17 protein-coding genes and 2 pseudogenes are annotated in these 16,868 nt (G+C 69.5%); 8 read left to right on the forward strand and 11 right to left on the reverse strand.

The genetic code is table 11. From position 1 onward, the window contains the following. A pseudogene (locus ACGFYH_RS34245) lies at nt 1–310 on the forward strand (hypothetical protein); the annotation flags it as partial. 114 nt (nt 311–424) lie between these two features. Here ACGFYH_RS34245 and ACGFYH_RS34250 read toward each other — a convergent pair. The 5 genes from ACGFYH_RS34250 to ACGFYH_RS34270 all read right to left on the reverse strand — a co-directional run bounded on the left by ACGFYH_RS34250 (nt 425) and on the right by ACGFYH_RS34270 (nt 5,268). After that, the gene (locus tag ACGFYH_RS34250; protein WP_393807068.1) at nt 425–685 is read right to left on the reverse strand and encodes a hypothetical protein; all 261 of its coding nucleotides are present in this window, start codon (nt 683–685) and stop codon (nt 425–427) included. Between the two features lie 235 nt (nt 686–920). Beyond that, complete coding sequence (locus tag ACGFYH_RS34255) at nt 921–2,609, reverse strand: relaxase/mobilization nuclease domain-containing protein (RefSeq protein ID WP_393807069.1); 1,689 nt, start codon at nt 2,607–2,609, stop codon at nt 921–923. Continuing rightward, nucleotides 2,599–3,171: a hypothetical protein gene (locus tag ACGFYH_RS34260; RefSeq protein WP_283517471.1), complete on the reverse strand. Its 573-nt coding sequence runs from the start codon at nt 3,169–3,171 to the stop codon at nt 2,599–2,601. The genes ACGFYH_RS34255 and ACGFYH_RS34260 overlap by 11 nt, the downstream gene beginning before the upstream one ends. A gap of 315 nt (nt 3,172–3,486) precedes the next feature. Next, nucleotides 3,487–4,926 carry a DUF3631 domain-containing protein gene (locus ACGFYH_RS34265; protein WP_393807070.1) on the reverse strand — a complete coding sequence of 480 codons (1,440 nt, stop codon included), beginning with the start codon at nt 4,924–4,926 and terminating at the stop codon, nt 3,487–3,489. Nucleotides 4,927–5,073: 147 nt separating this feature from the next. After that, nucleotides 5,074–5,268 (reverse strand): helix-turn-helix domain-containing protein, encoded by a 195-nt coding sequence (locus ACGFYH_RS34270; protein ID WP_283517288.1) that lies wholly within the window; start codon nt 5,266–5,268, stop codon nt 5,074–5,076. 120 nt (nt 5,269–5,388) lie between these two features. Here ACGFYH_RS34270 and ACGFYH_RS34275 point away from each other — a divergent pair, with 120 nt between their 5' ends. Both ACGFYH_RS34275 and ACGFYH_RS34280 read left to right on the forward strand, forming a co-directional pair. Then, nucleotides 5,389–5,889 carry a helix-turn-helix transcriptional regulator gene (locus ACGFYH_RS34275; RefSeq protein ID WP_393807071.1) on the forward strand — a complete coding sequence of 167 codons (501 nt, stop codon included), beginning with the start codon at nt 5,389–5,391 and terminating at the stop codon, nt 5,887–5,889. Between the two features lie 24 nt (nt 5,890–5,913). Beyond that, the gene (locus ACGFYH_RS34280) at nt 5,914–7,068 is read left to right on the forward strand and encodes a tyrosine-type recombinase/integrase (RefSeq protein ID WP_393807072.1); all 1,155 of its coding nucleotides are present in this window, start codon (nt 5,914–5,916) and stop codon (nt 7,066–7,068) included. 7 nt (nt 7,069–7,075) lie between these two features. On the opposite strand, the gene sodN is transcribed toward ACGFYH_RS34280, so the two are convergent. Then, a complete protein-coding gene (sodN, locus tag ACGFYH_RS34285) occupies nt 7,076–7,471 on the reverse strand; it encodes a superoxide dismutase, Ni (RefSeq protein WP_003973716.1) in 396 nt (131 codons plus the stop codon). Nucleotides 7,472–7,616: 145 nt separating this feature from the next. On the opposite strand from sodN, the gene sodX reads away from it, so the two are divergent. Further along, on the forward strand, nt 7,617–8,054 hold the full coding sequence (gene sodX, locus ACGFYH_RS34290) for a nickel-type superoxide dismutase maturation protease (RefSeq protein WP_393807073.1): 438 nt from the start codon (nt 7,617–7,619) through the stop codon (nt 8,052–8,054). On the opposite strand, the gene ACGFYH_RS34295 is transcribed toward sodX, so the two are convergent. Further along, nucleotides 7,958–8,587 (reverse strand): CGNR zinc finger domain-containing protein, encoded by a 630-nt coding sequence (locus ACGFYH_RS34295; RefSeq protein WP_393807074.1) that lies wholly within the window; start codon nt 8,585–8,587, stop codon nt 7,958–7,960. The genes sodX and ACGFYH_RS34295 overlap by 97 nt on opposite strands. A gap of 99 nt (nt 8,588–8,686) precedes the next feature. On the opposite strand from ACGFYH_RS34295, the gene ACGFYH_RS34300 reads away from it, so the two are divergent. After that, on the forward strand, nt 8,687–9,472 hold the full coding sequence (locus tag ACGFYH_RS34300; RefSeq protein WP_393807075.1) for a class I SAM-dependent methyltransferase: 786 nt from the start codon (nt 8,687–8,689) through the stop codon (nt 9,470–9,472). A 68-nt stretch (nt 9,473–9,540) separates the two neighbouring features. On the opposite strand, the gene ACGFYH_RS34305 is transcribed toward ACGFYH_RS34300, so the two are convergent. Genes ACGFYH_RS34305 through ACGFYH_RS34315 form a run of 3 tightly spaced genes read right to left on the reverse strand, consistent with a single transcriptional unit; the run spans nt 9,541 to nt 12,281 of the window. Next, a complete protein-coding gene (locus tag ACGFYH_RS34305; RefSeq protein ID WP_393807089.1) occupies nt 9,541–10,293 on the reverse strand; it encodes an amino acid ABC transporter ATP-binding protein in 753 nt (250 codons plus the stop codon). Between the two features lie 53 nt (nt 10,294–10,346). After that, on the reverse strand, nt 10,347–11,288 hold the full coding sequence (locus ACGFYH_RS34310) for an amino acid ABC transporter permease (protein ID WP_393807076.1): 942 nt from the start codon (nt 11,286–11,288) through the stop codon (nt 10,347–10,349). A 30-nt stretch (nt 11,289–11,318) separates the two neighbouring features. Then, entirely contained in the window at nt 11,319–12,281 is a 963-nt protein-coding gene (locus ACGFYH_RS34315) for an ABC transporter substrate-binding protein (RefSeq protein WP_393807077.1), read from the reverse strand. Nucleotides 12,282–12,900: 619 nt separating this feature from the next. Between ACGFYH_RS34315 and ACGFYH_RS34320 the strand changes: the two genes are divergently transcribed. The 3 genes and pseudogenes from ACGFYH_RS34320 to ACGFYH_RS34330 all read left to right on the forward strand — a co-directional run. Beyond that, nucleotides 12,901–14,130, forward strand: coding sequence for an NADP-dependent malic enzyme (locus ACGFYH_RS34320; RefSeq protein WP_393807078.1), 1,230 nt, complete (start codon nt 12,901–12,903; stop codon nt 14,128–14,130). A gap of 308 nt (nt 14,131–14,438) precedes the next feature. Further along, entirely contained in the window at nt 14,439–15,404 is a 966-nt protein-coding gene (locus ACGFYH_RS34325; RefSeq protein ID WP_393807079.1) for a zinc-binding dehydrogenase, read from the forward strand. Nucleotides 15,405–15,482: 78 nt separating this feature from the next. Further along, nucleotides 15,483–15,713, forward strand: a pseudogene (locus tag ACGFYH_RS34330) (Clp protease N-terminal domain-containing protein); the annotation flags it as partial. Between the two features lie 59 nt (nt 15,714–15,772). On the opposite strand, the gene ACGFYH_RS34335 reads toward ACGFYH_RS34330, so the two are convergent. Further along, the gene (locus ACGFYH_RS34335) at nt 15,773–16,867 is read right to left on the reverse strand and encodes a helix-turn-helix transcriptional regulator (protein WP_393807080.1); all 1,095 of its coding nucleotides are present in this window, start codon (nt 16,865–16,867) and stop codon (nt 15,773–15,775) included. Nucleotide 16,868 lies beyond the last annotated feature (1 nt).

Genomic DNA, 16,868 nt, shown 5'->3' on the forward strand with positions numbered 1-16,868 from the left:
ACCAGAGTTCGTCAGGAACCAACCGCTTCGACAGATCAGCACTCACGACCGACATCATGCCGCACGAGCATCACACCACGTGAGACAACCTCTAACCCTCGAACAACTCCGGGACATCATCGCGGAACATGGGATGGACCATGACCGCCTGGCGATGAAATGGAAAGATCCACAGCGCGTCATCGACCGCATTGTGGAGCGTGTCGAATCACGGACTGCGAAGGGAGCTGCCTTCCGGGGACGGCCGGAGCAGTCCACCGAGCCACCCGGCGCTGGCAGTGGTCCGAAGATCGAGGACTCACCGGCGTGAGGTGAGGGTGCGTGGAGTCCCTTGGCGTTGATCCGCAAGGACGCCGAACTTGATGGTGGCATTCTTGACGGTTAGCTCACGAACAGAGCGGGTTTCGTAACCTACATAGCCGAGCTATTGCAGCCCGTCAATGTTGAGGCGATGCAGATACTTCCGCAAGAAGTACCGAGTCGTGTCGATGTTGGCGATCTGGTCCTTATGACTGAAGCGGCTGTCCGCCCACGACGTCTTTCCCGACGAGTCGTAGATCAGTTGGCCGCCGGCGATCCGGTATGTGCGAAATTCACTGTAGTTCTTCTGGCTGGTTTCCGTACGGGCCGTGAAGCCCTCATTCTGCTCCAACAGTTGCTGGACCACCGCTACGGTGAGCCGCATGAAAATGCTCCTTATGTCAGCGTTGGCGACCCAAAGCCGGACCACCGTTGGTTCCGTGCGCAACCCGACGTCGTTATAAACTTGATCGCGCCAGTACCTCGCGATCGAGGCCGGTGTCAGCCCTCGCCCGGTGGTGCCCTCCGCTCGCGGAGGGCACCACCCCCTTGGAGCAACTCCTACAGGTCTTCCGGCAAGAGACGGTCAACGATCGTCGGCGGCTAATGCTCCCGCACGATCACGACAAACGAGATGACTTCCTTGTAACTGGAGAGGCCGAGGCGCGTGGTGTGGTAGATACGGACGTTGTTTTGCTGATGCTGCTTCGGCTTCGAGCCGCTTGGGTTCGTCGGTTCGGTTGGGCGATGACGCGCCAGTTGAGAGTCTCGGCAGGGTATTCGGCGCTGGATTGCTGGCGCTGGGAGCCCAACTCGGAGAGAAGGCGGCGGACGTTGTTGCCGTTGGCTTCAGCGCGAGCGAGGGTGGTGGTCAGCGCAGGCCAGGAAGGGTCGGCCATGATGCGGTCGGCGTCGTCGGGGATGGCTGCGCGGAGGTCCTTCTCGAAGCGGCGGGCCGTCTCGGCTCGTGGGGTGCGGCGGCTCAGGTCTGCCAGGACGGGGGTGGCGGCCTGCTGGTAGCCGGCCTGGAGGTGGCGGAAGGCTTCGTCGGCTGCTGCGGCTTGCTGTTGGTGGCCTCGCTGCTCGTGCCACTTGGCGGCTGCGCGCGCCAGGTGCACGGTGGCGAAGAGCAGGGCGATGGCGAGTCCGCCGGGCTCGTTGGAGGCATAGGTGAGTTCCTTGGCGGCTTGGCGCAGGGCGGTAGCGGCCTGGTGGTCCGCGCGGGTGGCGGATCGGCGGGCGCGGTTGAACGCCGTGGCTGCTGCGCGTAGCTCTGCGCGGTGCGGGCCGGGTGTGGCGCTGGCGATGTTGTAGAGGGCGCCGCCGAAGGCGGCGAGGTGGGCCTGGGCGGCGGCATCGTCGTCGGAGTCGAGGGCGGTGTGTGCCGTCTGTATCGCGGCGATGGTGTGCTGCCACGGCTCGGCGGGATCTGCTACGAACCGCGGGCGGTCGGCTATCTCCTGGTCGGTGAGGTTTTCGCGGAGGCGATTGATGGAGAGGTCGGGGGAGAGCTTCGATCCGCCGTACCAGACGGGTTCGCCGGCGCTGTTGGTGTCGCCGGGTGCGGCGAGGCTGTAGCCGATCACGTCGCCGCTCTCGGGGCCGAGGCGTGTCTTGACCTTGATGCCGAGGGACTGCAGCACGGTGAAGTAGTCGGCCTCGGTCTGCACGGCGGCGGCGACGGCGTATGCCCGCTCGCGCAGCCACTGTCGTGCTGTCACGGTCTGGCCTTGGCGCTCGGCCTTGGCGCGTTCGGCACCGGTGGGGGTGCGAGGCGCGGTGAGGTCACCGGACTTCAGGCGGCGCAGGCCGAACTCGGCCTCGATCCTGCGGCACTCCGCCTGGGCCCGTCGGCCGTCCTGGTGGGTGCGTGGGCGGCGTCCGTCGGCGCGGACGGTGGTAGCCATGATGTGGATGTGGTCGTCGGCGTGGCGCACTGCGATCCATCGGCATGCCCTCTCGTCGCCTTCAGGGGCGATGCCCGTGGCATGCACGACGCGGTGGGCTACCTCGGCCCACTCGGTGTCGGTGAGGTAGCGGTCGCCGGGCGCGGTGCGGACCGGGCAGTGCCAGACGTGCTGCGGTGGCTTCTTGCCGCCGAGCTCGCGGGTGCGGAGGTCGACGTGGTGGTCGAGGCGTTTGGCGAGCTGGGAGTAGGTTGCTGCCGGGTCGCGGCCGGGGTCGGGGGCGCCGGCCATGTCCCAGGCGGCGACGATGTGGGGGTTGGTGTGTTCGTCGCGGCGGCCGGGGCCGAAGAGGTAGGCGATCAGTCCGCGGCTGTCGGAGCCGGTGGAGACGTCAGGAACCATGAACCTTTCCTCCCGCCAGGAGTTGGTCGATGAGGTGGAAGCTGTTCTGCGCTGCTTGCTCGACGCGGTCGAGAACCGTCTCGGCGCGTTCGGGCAAGGTTCCTCGGTTGATGGCTGCGGTGATCTGGTTGAGGTTGCCGCCGATGCGGTTCAGCGCGACCGTGTGCGCCTCGACGGCCTCGATCAGTGGGCGCAGAGGATCGTCCTCCGGACTGCCGACCATCCCCGCCTTGCCCTGCGCAACAGCCAGGGCCGCGTCCCCGACGAATCCGGCGAACCTCTGACCGCGCTGGTGAGCGGCGGCGCTGATCACCTGGACCGCAGTGCGCGTGAAGCGGATGGTCTTCTCCTGGTCGCGCTTCTCCACGGTGCGCTTGCGGTTCATCTGCGCGGGCAGGACGGGGGCGTCGAGATCACGCCAGGACGGCTGCTCGACGAGCGGTGGGACATCGGCTGGCGGATTGCGAGAAGCTACGGGGTCGGCTGTGGGCCGGCAAGAGTCCTCAACCACTCCCTCCTCCGGCTCGGGCGCCCCTTGGCGCTCGGCCTTGTCCTCCGCCACCCCTGGGGCGGGGGCAAGCGCGGACGAAGCCTCGTTAGAGGCTCGTTCGCTCCAGCTTGCTGCTGGTCGTCGGGTGAGCCTGAACAGTTTCCTGCGGCGGCGGGAGGTGGTGTCGTCGGCGTTCGATTCGGGCATGGTGGTGCTCCGTCAGTCGTGTGGAGTGGTGCGTCGTCGCATCCGTCGCATCCGTCGCGTGGCTGGTCAGCACAGGTACGGAGACGACCGCAGGTACGGAGTGATCCGTAACGCCGCGGAGATCCGTCCCCGCGCTGACCTGCGCGGGGACGGATGCGACGGATTGATGCGGACCTGGAGTCAGCGAGTGGGCCTATGGCCTGCGGGCCCTCCCGACGTGCCGGTGGGCAGCGTCCCGGACGGAGGGGCGGGCGGCCTGCCCTGGGCCGGTCGTGCCGGGACCCCGGCGCTGGGTACCGATGGGGCGGGGTCAGGGCAGTAGCGGGCCCAGGAGTCCACGAACTGGTTACGGGCGTACGCCTTGGCCTGCCTGCCGTTTTCGAACCGGTGGTTGGCCGGGCTGATACCGAAGTCGCGCAACAAGTTCGCCAGGTGATAGGCGTTGAGCCCCTTCGTGCCGTACTCCGCCCACGGGGCCTCGGCGTCCTGGATGAGCACGGCGAGCAGGTCCTGACTGCGCAAAGCCTCCCTACCGCCCTCCTGATCGAAGGCACGGCGGATGTCGCGCAGCAGCCGCGTCTTCAGCGTCGTCTGCTCGTCCTGGGCCACCTCGCTGCGCGTCATCGCCAGACAGGCCGCACGTGCCCGCGCTGGCCAGTGCCCGCCGGCGAGATCGGCGACGATGACGAGCGGCTCCCATGTATCGGCGGCGCGGTCCTCGACGGGCATCTTCGGCACCGAACCCGCGACGGTGCCGCGCAGCGGGACCAGCCAGTCGGCCAGCCGGTCGCGCAGCGCGTGCAGTTCCGGAACGGAGTACCGCGAGCGGAATGGGGTGATCCGCTCGCCCGGCTTCCGCTTCTGCATGCGGATCACGATCGCGCGGTCCATGATCGTGTCCGGCAGATCGCCGATACCGGCCAACGCGGCCATCGCGAAGGTGGGGAACGCGGTCGGCTTGTGCTCCGGCCCGGAGATCCGCCAGGCCGGCCGGTTGCGCTGGTGTCCGGCGTTCAGCAGGCCGCGCAGGTCCTCCTTGTCGCCTGCCTTGGGGCCGAAGATGGTGTCGGCCTCGTCCACCAGCAGCGTCGGCGGATTCTTGCCGATGACGCGGAAGACGACCGCGGGGGAGGTGTTCACCGTCATCATCGGCTGGTGGACGGTCTCGTAGAGAACGTCCAGGAGACGGGACTTGCCGCACCCCTTGGTCGGCCCGACCACCGCCAGCCGTGGCGCGTGCTGGAGGCCGGGCTGGATGTGGGAAGCCGCGACCCAGAGGGTGACGGCGGTCAGGGCCTCGTCGCTCGGCAGCACCACGTACCGCCCGATCGCCGTACGGAGGTCGTCCAGCAGCGTGGCGCCTTCGCCTGCCGCCCCGCCACCGTCTTGGATCTCTGGTCCGCCTGGATCAGGCTCGCCTGCGCTGCCCGACGCGGTCGTCGGGGCACTGACCTTGGCAGGTCGCGAATCGCGCGTGCTCCGGTGCGGAGCATCGGTGGCCGGACCTCCGACGGCGGGGCGTGCTTCCCGGTCACGAGGCAGGCCCTGGCCCGGGACTGCGATGGGCGGCCAGACAACACCGGATGTGTTCGAGGCGGCGGGGGACGTAGGGTCCTTCATAGACGTTCCTCTCGGGTGGAGGCGAGACGGGCAAGGTCCCGCCTCTCACCGGTTCGTTCGTTCAGGGATGGGCGACGTGCAGGGGAATTCCCGGCCCTCGGCGTTGACGCGCCGGGGGCCGTTCCTGCGTCTGGGCGGGGCGGCGGCTCATGAGGCCAGGCCCCACTCGTGCTCGCCGTCGATCAGCGCGCGCTCGTAGCGCAGCAGTTCGGCCTCGGGGTAGAGCACCCGCTTGCCGACCTTGATGCCGCGCGGTCCCTTCTTGAGCTGGCGCCAGTAGCGGACGGTGCTCTCGGCGGTGCGGTAGCGCTCGGCGACCTCGGCGGTGGTCAGGTATCGCATGCGTTCCCATTCGGCTAGGTGGCGATTCGATCTGCATAATCAGTACCTCATGATCGGCGGTTAGCCAAACCGGGAAGCCCATGTTTCAATTTGGATAGCGACGGTCGCGATGGAGGTTCGATGGCAAGCGAGAAGGCCGAGGGCGGCGAAGTGCCGCTGCTCTACAGCGAAGGCAACGTGGCGGGCCGCGTGGCCCTGGAGCGCGAGGTCAGAGGGTGGAGCACAACCGAGCTGGCCGAACGCGTGACCAGAGCCGGAGTGAAGATGAACCAGACGGCCGTGTGGCGCATCGAGAACGGCTCACCCCGTCGCCGGATCAACCTCGACGAGGCGCTCGCCTTCTCCCGCGTCTTCGAGCTCCCCCTCGAAGAGCTGATGTCGCCGCCCCTCGAAGGGCTCGACGTCGACAGCCGGCGGCTCGTCCAGGAAGCCGTCGAAGCGTTCTACGAAACCCGTGACGCCCGCGATCGTCTGCACCGTGCCGTGGTCGCCGTCGCCGACCACATCAAGGCCCACTCGGACAGCTCGCGGGCGATCCACGAGCAGTGCCTCCGTCTCATGGGCGACGAGCGAGACGCCCGTCTCCTCAGCGGCGACATCGAGGACGGGGGTCACTACTGACAACCAGCATGAAGGGGAAGTCACTTGGCGAACGCCCAGAAGCGGCCCAACGGCAAATGGCGGGCCCGCTACCGCGATCTCGACGGCAAGGAGCACGCTCGCCACTTCGACCGCAAGCTCGACGCCCAGCGCTGGCTCGATGAGGTCACGGCCAGCGTGGTCACCGGCCAGTACGTCGACCCGCGCGCCGGCCGCGTCACCTTCGAGAAGTACGCCGAGAAGTGGGAGGGCTCGCTCATCGCCAGTGAGGCGGGCGAGCGCATCACGGACAATGCGCTGCGGCTCCACCTCGTACCGGCGCTCGGAGCCCGCGCCATGGCGGCGATACGCCGCAACGACATACAGGTGCTCTTCAAGCACCTATCTGACCAGCTCGGGCCCGGCAGCTTGCGGAACGTCTACGACGTCCTCGTGCGCGTCATGACGGCAGCCGTGGATGACAAGGTCATCGCCTCCAGCCCGTGCCGCAGGATCACCCTCCCCGTCATGCCGGATGAGGAGGTCACTCCGCCCACGGTCGAGCAGGTCGAGGCGATGGCACGGGTGATGCCGCCGTACATCCGCGCGGCCGTCGTCACCCTCGCCGGGTCAGGGCTTCGCATAGGCGAGCTGCTCGGCCTGAAGGTGTCGGACGTCGACTTCAAGGCCGGCACCATCCGGGTCGACCGGCAGCGGCTCCAGTCCGGGAAGATCGGCCCGCCGAAGACCGCGAAGTCCCGGCGGACGGTTCCAGTCGGCGAGGTCGTCACGGACGCGCTCCTTGCGCATCTCGCCGCACGCCCCTCCAGGGAGTGGCTGTTCACCATGGAGGAGGGCGAGCCCCTCAACTACCGCCGTTGGAAGACCGAGTGGAACTGCGCTCGCAGGGCGCTCCAGGCGGAGGAGGACGAGGCGGCCAAGCGTGAGGGGCGCAAGCCCGTCGAGCTGCCGCACATGGTGACCCACGACCTGCGGCACTTCTACGCCTCCGCGCTCATCGCCGGCGGAGCGAGCGTCAAGCAGGTCCAGATGGTCCTCGGCCACGCGTCCGCCGTCATCACGCTGCGGATCTACGCGCACCTGTGGCCGGGCGAAGAAGACCGCACCCGCTCCGTCATGGACGCCGTTCTCGGCGGCCTGCGGACCGGGTGCGGACAGGTAGGCGATGCGACCCGCGAAACCGCAGGTCAGACGGCCTAGGCGAAGATCAAGCCTTCTTGGTCTCCCAGAAGATCTTGTCGATCTGGGCGATGTAGTCCAGGGCCTTCTGGCCGGTCGCCGGGTCCTTCGAGCCCTTGGCGGCCGACAGGGCCTTCAGGGTGTCGTTGACCAGCTGGTGCAGCTCCGGGTACTTCTCGAAGTGCGGCGGCTTGAAGTAGTCGCTCCACAGCACGGAGACGTGGTGCTTCGCGAGCTCGGCGCGCTGCTCCTTGATGACCGTGGCACGCGTCTGGAAGTGCGGGTCGTCGTTGCCGGCCATCTTCTCCTGGACGGCCTTCACCGACTCCGCCTCGATGCGGGCCTGGGCCGGGTCGTACACGCCGCAGGGCAGGTCGCAGTGGGCGCTGACCGTGACCTTGGGGGCAAACAGGCGGGAAAGCATGAAGCGTTCCTTCCTCGTGATCGTCTTCTCAGGGGGGACATTACTCCCTGGGAGGCCCGATTTCGCGAGTGCCCCCGTGGGCTTAGGACAAAAGTCCGGGGTGAGACTGAGACTGGTGGAGGAAAGACCGGGGAGGTGCCGGGTGATGCCGGAGCAACTGCCGCAGGAGACCGAGCGGGCCCGAGGGGCGTTGCCCTTCGGGCCGGCCGAGGTGACCGGCCCGTCGATGGTGCCCACGCTGCACCACGGGGACGTGCTGCTCGTGCACTGGGGGGCGCGGGTCCGGCCGGGCGACGTGGTCGTGCTGCGGCACCCCTTCCAGCAGGACCTGCTCGTGGTCAAGCGGGCGGCCGAACGGCGCGGGGCCGGCTGGTGGGTGCTCGGGGACAACGCGTTCGCGGGTGGGGACAGCACCGACTACGGGGTGGTGCCGCAGGAGCTGGTGCTGGGCAGGGTGCGGTTCCGGTACCGGCCGCCGCGGGCGGGTCAGCGCTCGCCGTTCGCCGTGGTCCGCTGGGCGTTGTCGGCGGTCAGGCCGGTGCCGGCCGACCGGTCCGCCTCCAGGCGCTTGCGGGCGCGGTAGGCCGCCACGTTGGCGCGGGTGGCGCAGCGGTCGGAGCAGTAGCGCCGGGAGCGGTTGGTGGAGGTGTCAAGGTAGGCGTTGCGGCAGGGAGCCGCCTCGCACAGACCCAGCCGGTCCACGCCGTACTCGGTGAGGTGGAAGGCCAGCCCCATCGCCGCGATGGCCGCGAAGCCCGCGGTCGCGTTGGAGGGGTGGTCCGCCAGGTGCATGTGCCACAGCGGGCTGCCGTCGTCCGCGCGGTGGTCGTGGCCGGAGATCTGCGGGCTCACCGGGAACTCCAGGAGCAGTGAGTTCAGCAGGTCCACGGCGAGGGTCTCGTCGCCGCCGTCGGCCGCCTCGAAGACCGCGCGCAGCCGCCCCCGGACCGAGCGGAAGCGCGTCACGTCGGCCTCGGTGGCGCGCCGGGCCGCCGAATGGTTGGCGCCGAAGAGCTCGCGGACGGCCTCCACCGAGGTCAGGGAGTCCTGCCCCCGCGATGGTTCCTCGGTGTTGACGAGACGCACGGCGTAGTCCGAGTAATAGGCCAGTTCCACTTGCAGTCCTTACGAAGAGGCTCTATGGTCATGCCTGCGATCAGGTAATAGATGATCGCACTTCTAGGGTATTACGTCACGCAGGCAGGGAGGGGCTCGATGAACGCGGACACCACCGCTACCACCGCCACCACCGCGGCCGGTGCCGACTGGCAGGCCTGGCAGCAGAGCTGGGACCGGCAGCAGGAGTGGTACATGCCTGACCGCGAGGACCGGTTCCGAATCATGCTCGACATGGTCGGGGCGCTGGTCGGCCCGGCACCTCGCGTGCTCGACCTGGCCTGCGGCACCGGCACCATCACGGCCCGGCTGCTCGCCCGGTTCCCGGAGGCCACCGGTACCGGCGTGGACCTCGACCCCGCGCTCCTCGCCATCGCCGAGGGCACCTTCGCGGGCGACGAGCGGGTCTCCTTCGTCACCGCCGACCTCAAGGACCGCGACTGGCCGGCCAAGCTGCCGTACGGGTCGTACGACGCCGTGCTGACCGCCACGGCCCTGCACTGGTTCCACGCCGAACCCCTCGCGGATCTCTACGGTCGGGTCGCGGGGCTGGTCCGCGACGGTGGTGTCTTCATGAACGCGGACCACATGACCGACGACACGACGCCCCGGATCAACGCGGCCGAGCGTGCCCGGCGGCACGCGCGGATGGACGCCGCCAAGGACGGGGGCGCGCTCGACTGGGCCCGGTGGTGGCAGCTCGTCGCCAAGGACCCGGTGCTCGCCGGGCCCGCCGCCCGCCGCTTCGAGATCTACGGGGAGCACGCCGACGGCGACACGCCCTCGGCGGCATGGCACGCGCGCGTGCTGCGCGAGAAGGGCTTCGGCGAGGCGCGGCCGGTGTGGTGCTCGCCGTCGGACACCCTGCTGCTGGCGCTGAAGTGAGCCGATGACGCCCACGACCAGCAGGGGCGGTACGGGAGAAGACCCGTACCGCCCCTGCTGGTGCGACTTCAGAGGACCTTGGACAGGAACGCCTTCGTCCGGTCGTGCTGCGGATCGGTCAGGACGTCGCGCGGGTTGCCCGACTCGACCACCACGCCGTCGTCCATGAAGACCAGGCTGTCGCCGACCTCGCGGGCGAAGCCCATCTCGTGGGTGACGACGACCATCGTCATACCGGACTCGGCGAGGTCGCGCATGACGTCGAGGACGTCACCGACCAGCTCGGGGTCGAGCGCCGAGGTCGGCTCGTCGAAGAGCATCAGCTTCGGGTCCATGGCCAGGGCCCGTGCGATGGCGACGCGCTGCTGCTGGCCGCCGGACAGCTGCGAGGGGTAGTTGCCGGCCTTGTCGCCCAGGCCCACGCGCTCCAGGAGCCCGCGTGCGCGCTCCCTGGCCTGAGCCTTGCTCACGCCCTTGACCTGTACCGGCGCCTCCATGACGTTCTCCAGCGCCGTCATGTGCGGGAACAGGTTGAAGCGCTGGAAGACCATGCCGATGTCCCGGCGCTTGACGGCGACCTCGCTGTCCTTCAGCTCGTAGAGCTTGTCACCCTTCTGGCGGTAGCCGACCAGCTCGCCGTCGACGTACAGCCGCCCGGCGTTGATCTTCTCCAGGTGGTTGATGCAGCGCAGGAACGTCGACTTGCCGGAGCCGGAGGGGCCGATGAGGCAGAACACCTCGCCCTGCTTCACCTCCAGGTCGATGCCCTTGAGGACCTCGACGGCGCCGAAGGACTTGTGGACGCCCTCCGCCCTGACCATGGGGACGGCGGAGTCGCGCACGGGGGCGCCGTCCGTCTTGCCGGGCTTCTCACTCATGCCATGCCTCCCTTCGGGCGGCCCAGGGAGATCATGTTCGCCTTGACCTTCTGCCACGGGGTCGCCGGCAGCTGACGGCTGGAGCCACGGGCGTAGTAACGCTCCAGGTAGTACTGGCCGATGCTGAACAGCGAGGTCAGCAGCAGGTACCAGGCCGCCGCCAGGAACAGCATCTCGGCCGGCGAGCCGGAGGTCTGGCCGATGTCCTGGGCGACCCGGAACAACTCCGCGTACTGGACGACCGACACGAGGGAGGTCGTCTTCAGCATGTTGATGACCTCGTTGCCCGTCGGCGGCACGATCACGCGCATCGCCTGCGGGACCACGATCCGGCGCAGCGTCCTGGCGTGGCTCATGCCGAGCGCGTGCGCCGCCTCGGTCTGGCCCTCGTCGACGGCGAGCAGGCCCGCGCGGCAGATCTCCGCCATGTACGCGGCCTCGTTGAGGCCGAGACCGAGCAGCGCCGTCAGGAACGGCGTCATGAAGTCCGACCACTCGTCGCGGTAGAACGGCCCCAGGTTGATGTACTCGAAGACCAGGCCGAGGTTGAACCAGACGACCAGCTGCACCAGGACGGGCGTGCCGCGGAAGAACCAGATGTAGAACCACGAGATGGACGAGGTCACCGGGTTCTTCGACAGCCGCATCACGGCGAGCAGGATGCCGCCGACGACGCCGATCAGCATCGCGAGGACGGTGATCAGGAGCGTCTTGCCCATGCCGGTCAGAATGCGGTCGTCGAAGAAGTAGTCCGGGATGGCACCCCAGTTGATCTTGCCCTGGGAGAACGCGTAGACGACCGCGGCCAGTAGCGCGATCGCGACGACCGCGGAGACGTACCGCCCGTAGTGCCGGACCGGGATGGCCTTGATGGCCTCCGGTCCGGCCGGCGGGGTGCCGGCCGGGCCGCCCGTCGTCTTGTCGATGTCAACAGTCACGGATGTTGCCTTTCAGTGCCCGCCGCGCGGTCACTTGCCGCCGTTGATGGTGGCTTCCGTGACGGCGCCTTCCGCCACGCCCCACTTGTCCATGATCTTCTTGTATTCGCCGTTCGCGATCACCGCGTCCAGCGCCGCCTTCAGGGCGTCGCGCAGCTGGGTGTTGTCCTTGGCGACCGCGATGCCGTACGGGGCGGCCTCGACCTGCTCGCCGACGAGCTCGAAGTCCTTGCCGCCGCCGGAGGTCTTCACCGCGTACGCCGCGACCGGGAAGTCGGAGGAGCCGGCGTCGGCGCCGCCCGCCCGCAGGCGGGTCTGGGCCTGCTGGTCGTTGTCGAAGGCCTCCATGGAGATCTTCTTTCCGGCGGGGCACTTCTCGCTCTCGGCCTTGGCGAGGTCCTCGGAGACCGTGCCGCGCTGGAGCACGAGCTTCTTGCCGCACAGGTCGGCCCAGGTCTTGATGCCCTGGTCGTCGCCCTTCTTGGTGTAGACCGAGACACCGGCGGTGAAGTAGTCGACGAAGTCGACGCCCTGGCCGACCTTCTTGCCGGTGTCGGAGTCGACGCCCTCCTGGCGGTTCTTGGTGTCGGTCATCGCGGACATGGCGATGTCGTACCGCTTGGAGCGCAGACCGGTGATCAGGGTGTCGAAGGTGCCGTTCTCGAACTCGAACTTCACACCGAGCTGCTTGCCCAGGGCGTCCGCGAGATCGGGGTCGATGCCGACCGTCTTGCCGGAGTCGTCCTTGAACTCGACCGGGGCGTACGCGATGTCGGAGCCGACCTTGACGGTGCCCTTGTCACGGATGGACTGCGGCAGCTTGTCGGCCAGCGGAGCACCGCTCGCGGACTGGTTGTCGTTGCTGCCGGAGTCGCTGTTCTCGGTCTGGTCGCCGCATCCGGTGAGCAGCAGAGCGCCTGCGACCGCGATCGCACCGACCGCTGCTAGCCGGGAGTGCGCGGCGGTCGTACGACGGGTGGAGCTTGCGGTCATGGTGGGTTCCTCCGGCGGATGAGGGAGTTGCCGATGGGACGGGACGCCGGCCGGGGGACCGGCAGGCGCCGTGGGTCGACGAGAGCACACACCTTCGAGTGCCGCGACCTCGTGTGATTACGGCATCTTGCCATTCGGACTCGGCCATTCAGGGGGGCCGTCATGTCAAAATCGGATAACGGGTCACCCCCCGAACCGCACCAGGTCGGTACATCACGACCGAACCTTTACGGGAATCTGCCCTTCCGGCCGGAAGATCTGCGGAATTTCTTGTTATCCGAACATGGATCGCGGGTGGGCAGGGCTGGCGCAGATGTTGTCCTCAGGTCTGTCAAGAGGCGCCGGGAGGTTGTCCGGAACCCTGGCTATGAGCCATGTCACCGACATGCGGCGTTCGGGGTCCGACATGTGAGCTTGCGCTTATCCGACTCGTCGCCGGGGGTGCCGGTCGGGTAAGAAGGTTCTTTACACCCCTCATCAGGGGCTCAGGGCGCGTGTGCGGCGCGCCCGTCGCGCAGGGGTCCTCGTGGCCCGGACAGCCATCTCCCTGTGCGGTGCCCGCCCATTCCTCACCAGGAGTGGAACCCTCAAACCATGAACTCCTAAGGGGTAAGACAAAGTGGCAGCGGAGATCGTCAATCCTCGCAGCGACAGCGAAGCCGGTGCGGACCAGGGGGCGGGCGCCGAGCCGCTCGACTCCTTCGACCCCGCGTTCGCGCTGCACCGCGGCGGCAAGATGGCCGTGCAGGCCACCGTGCCGGTCCGTGACAAGGACGACCTGTCCCTGGCGTACACGCCCGGCGTCGCGAAAGTGTGCAGCGCGATCGCCGAGCAGCCCGACCTCGTCCACGACTACACCTGGAAGTCGTCGGTCGTCGCGGTCGTGACGGACGGTACGGCGGTGCTGGGGCTCGGGGACATCGGGCCCGAGGCATCCCTCCCGGTGATGGAGGGGAAGGCCATCCTCTTCAAGCAGTTCGGCGGCGTGGACGCGGTCCCGATCGCCCTGAACTGCACGGACGCCGACGAGATCGTCGAGACCGTGGTCCGGCTGGCGCCCTCCTTCGGTGGCATCAACCTCGAGGACATCTCGGCCCCGCGGTGCTTCGAGATCGAGCGCAAGCTCCAGGAGCGCCTCGACATCCCGGTCTTCCACGACGACCAGCACGGCACGGCGGTCGTGACGCTGGCGGCACTGCGGAACGCGGCGCGGCTGAGCGGGCGGACGCTCGGTGAGCTGCGGGCGGTGATCTCGGGCGCGGGCGCGGCCGGTGTCGCCATCGCCCGGATGCTGGTGGAGGCCGGTATCGGAGACGTCGCGGTCGCCGACCGCAAGGGCGTCGTCTCGGCCGACCGGGACGACCTGACCCCGGTCAAGCGGGATTTGGCCGGCTTCACCAACAAGGGTGGGCTGTCCGGCTCGCTGGAGGCGGCCCTGTCCGGTGCCGACGTCTTCATCGGCGTCAGCGGCGGTACGGTGCCGGAGCCGGCGGTGGCCTCGATGGCCGAGGGCGCGTTCGTCTTCGCGATGGCCAACCCGAACCCCGAGGTGCATCCGGAGGTCGCCCACAAGTACGCGGCGGTCGTCGCGACGGGGCGCTCGGACTTCCCGAACCAGATCAACAACGTGCTGGCGTTCCCGGGCATCTTCGCGGGCGCGCTCCAGGTGCGGGCGTCGCGGATCACCGAGGGCATGAAGCTCGCGGCGGCCGAGGCGCTGGCGTCCGTGGTCGGGGACGACCTCGCCGCGGACTACGTGATCCCGTCCCCGTTCGACGAGCGGGTCGCGCCGGCCGTTACGGCGGCGGTCGCTGCGGCGGCTCGGGCGGAGGGTGTTGCGCGCCGGTGACGGTGTGATGCGGTGAGCGGCCTCGTCCCTGCGGGCGGGGCCGTTGGCCTGCGGGTGCGGGTGCGGGTGCGGGTGCGGGTGCGGGTGCGGGTGCGGTGCCGACGCCTGTGCCTGTGCCGGCCCGGGCGTGAGTGGGTGGGACCGCGAGCCGCTGCTGGACGGGTGCCTGCCAGGCCGACGGGTGACTGCCAGGCCGTTCAGGCACGGGGAGGGCGCGACCGCCCGCAGCTGCGTGTGGTGCGCAAGAGGGCGTGTGTCACACCGGTGGGCCGTTTCGGATGACCGGTGCGGGACCTATCGTCAAGGTCATGTTCGCTGTCTACGCCGCCCGAATCGACCGCGACCAGCCGCTGACCGGTCTGGAGTCGGGAGAGCTTCCGGCTCCCGAGGCCCGTCCCGGCTGGAGCGTCGTCGATGTCAGGGCCGCCTCCCTCAACCACCACGACCTGTGGTCCCTGCGCGGCGTCGGCCTGCCGGAGGACCGGCTGCCGATGATCCTCGGGTGCGACGCCGCCGGGATCGACGCGGACGGCAACGAGGTCGTCCTGCACTCCGTGATCGGCCAGACCGGCCACGGCGTCGGCCCCAGGGAGCCCCGCTCCATCCTCACCGAGCGCTACCCGGGGACGTTCGCCGAGCGGGTCGCCGTGCCGACCTGGAACATCCTGCCCAAGCCGAAGGAGCTCTCCTTCGAGGAGGCGGCCTGTCTGCCGACCGCCTGGCTGACGGCGTACCGGATGCTGTTCACCAACGCCGGGGTGCGTCCGGGTGACTCCGTGCTGGTGCAGGGTGCCGGTGGCGGGGTGGCCACGGCCGCGATCGTGCTCGGCAAGGCGGCCGGGCTGCGGGTCTTCGCGACCAGCCGGGACGAGACGAAGCGGAAGCGTGCCCTGGAGCTGGGTGCCGTCGAGGCCGTCGAGCCGGGCGCGCGGCTGCCGCGGCGGGTCGACGCCGTCATCGAGACCGTGGGCGCCGCCACCTGGTCCCACTCGGTGAAGTCGCTGCGGCCGGGCGGCACGCTGGTCATCTCCGGTGCCACCAGCGGCGACCGGCCCTCCCACGCGGAGCTGACCCGGATCTTCTTCCTGGAGCTCAAGGTGGTCGGCTCCACGATGGGCACCAAGGACGAGCTGGAGGACCTGCTGTCCTTCTGCGCCGCCACCGGCGTGCGTCCCGTGATCGACGAGGTGCTCCCGATGGACCGGGCCCGTGAGGGTTTCGAGCGGATGGCCTCCGGTGGGCAGTTCGGCAAGATCGTGCTCAGCAACTGCTGACGCTCTCCCACACGTGCGGCGGGTCCGGTTCTCCGGGCCCGCCGTTCGCGTGCGCCGCCCGGTCCGCCGTACCGCCCCCGCCGGTGGTCCGGGCACCGCGGCTTCAGCCGTGGCGCCAAGGAGGTCCTGGAGAAGGCGCTGCGGGTCGCCGTCGCCCGGCGCGACCGCTGCATCGGGGACGAGCACCTCCTCCTCGCTCTGACCCTCCGCCCCGGTGCGCCCGGCGAGGTGCTCGCCGACCACGGGGTGACCCACGAGTCGCTGACCAGGGTGCTGGGCGGCGGGACGGCCGGCGAGGCCTGCGCCTGACCGATGCGCGCGGCGCCTCCGGTGGCGTGCCGGGGCGCCGCGCTGTGCCGTGCCGGACATCAGGCCTTCGGTGTCCGCAGGATCGCGCCGATGTGCGCCGCGGCGTCCGAGAGCCGACGGCGGGCGTCGTGCAGTTGGTCGGCCGTCACGCCGTGGTCCCGGGCGGTGTCGCGGATGTCGTCCCGGAAGCGGTCGAGCAGCCGGTCCAGATCACGGGCCGGGTCCCCGGTGGACTCCGCGGCGTCCTCATGGGCCCAGCTCGGGGCGTATCCGGCGGGGAAGTCCTCGGGGGTGACGGAGTACTCGGGGCCGGGGGAGCGCTCGGGGCCGGGGGAGTGCTCGGTCCGCGGGGTGGTGCCTCCGGCGTCGGGACGGCCGAAGCCCCAGTCCTTGCCGAACTCCTTGCCGAAGTCCTTGCCGAAGTCCCCGACCTCCCTGGCCAGTTCGCTCAGGCCCTCGCGCAGCCCCGTCGGCCAGTCACCCCGCGAGAAGTGGTCCTGTACCTGTTCCTGCACGCGCTGGGCGATGCGCTGGACCTCCTCCTGCGCCTGGGCCCGGGCCCGCTCCTGGGCCTCCTTCGCCTGACGCCGGGCCCGCTGGGCCTCGTCGCGGGCGCGGCGGCTCTCGTCCTTGGCGCGGCGGGCCTGCTCCTTCCACTCCTGCTTGACCCGCCGCATCTCCTCCTTGGCGGCCCGCCAGGCATCCTTCTCGTCGGCGTCCCCGGCGAAGCCGCTTCCCTCGTCGTGTGCTCCGGAGCCGGTGCCCCGTCGGGCCGCGGTGGCCGCCGCCCGCATCTCCCGCCGCAGATCGCCGGCCGCGCCCCGCACGTCGGCCCGGATCTCGGCGGCCAGCTCGGCGACCGACTCCCGGATCTCCAGCTCCAGATCGGCCAGCTCGCCGGTGCGGTCGGCCAGCTCGGCGCGGCCGGCGTCCGTGATGGCGTACACCTTGCGGCCACCCTCGGTGGTGTGCGTGACCAGGCCCTCCGCCTCCAGCTTGGCAAGGCGCGGGTACACCGTGCCCGCGGACGGGGCGTAGAGGCCCTGGAAGCGCTCTTCGAGGAGCCGGATCACCTCGTAACCGTGACGCGGGGCCTCGTCCAGGAGCTTGAGGAGATAGAGGCGGAGTCGGCCGTGGGCGAAGACGGGGGGCATG

The organism is Streptomyces sp. NPDC048392 (assembly GCF_043200575.1).
Lineage (GTDB): Bacteria > Actinomycetota > Actinomycetes > Streptomycetales > Streptomycetaceae > Streptomyces.

Excerpts from the sequence above, each read along its gene's own strand:
- ACGFYH_RS34250 (WP_393807068.1), bottom strand. The coding sequence starts at position 685 with ATGCGGCTCACCGTAGCGGTGGTCCAGCAACTGTTGGAGCAGAATGAG.
- ACGFYH_RS34255 (WP_393807069.1), bottom strand. The coding sequence starts at position 2,609 with ATGGTTCCTGACGTCTCCACCGGCTCCGACAGCCGCGGACTGATCGCC.
- ACGFYH_RS34265 (WP_393807070.1), bottom strand. The coding sequence starts at position 4,926 with ATGAAGGACCCTACGTCCCCCGCCGCCTCGAACACATCCGGTGTTGTC.
- ACGFYH_RS34270 (WP_283517288.1), bottom strand. The coding sequence starts at position 5,268 with ATGCGATACCTGACCACCGCCGAGGTCGCCGAGCGCTACCGCACCGCC.
- ACGFYH_RS34275 (WP_393807071.1), top strand. The coding sequence starts at position 5,389 with ATGGCAAGCGAGAAGGCCGAGGGCGGCGAAGTGCCGCTGCTCTACAGC.
- sodN (WP_003973716.1), bottom strand. The coding sequence starts at position 7,471 with ATGCTTTCCCGCCTGTTTGCCCCCAAGGTCACGGTCAGCGCCCACTGC.
- sodX (WP_393807073.1), top strand. The coding sequence starts at position 7,617 with ATGCCGGAGCAACTGCCGCAGGAGACCGAGCGGGCCCGAGGGGCGTTG.
- ACGFYH_RS34300 (WP_393807075.1), top strand. The coding sequence starts at position 8,687 with ATGAACGCGGACACCACCGCTACCACCGCCACCACCGCGGCCGGTGCC.
- ACGFYH_RS34305 (WP_393807089.1), bottom strand. The coding sequence starts at position 10,293 with ATGGTCAGGGCGGAGGGCGTCCACAAGTCCTTCGGCGCCGTCGAGGTC.
- ACGFYH_RS34315 (WP_393807077.1), bottom strand. The coding sequence starts at position 12,281 with ATGACCGCAAGCTCCACCCGTCGTACGACCGCCGCGCACTCCCGGCTA.
- ACGFYH_RS34325 (WP_393807079.1), top strand. The coding sequence starts at position 14,439 with ATGTTCGCTGTCTACGCCGCCCGAATCGACCGCGACCAGCCGCTGACC.
- ACGFYH_RS34335 (WP_393807080.1), bottom strand. The coding sequence starts at position 16,867 with ATGCCCCCCGTCTTCGCCCACGGCCGACTCCGCCTCTATCTCCTCAAG.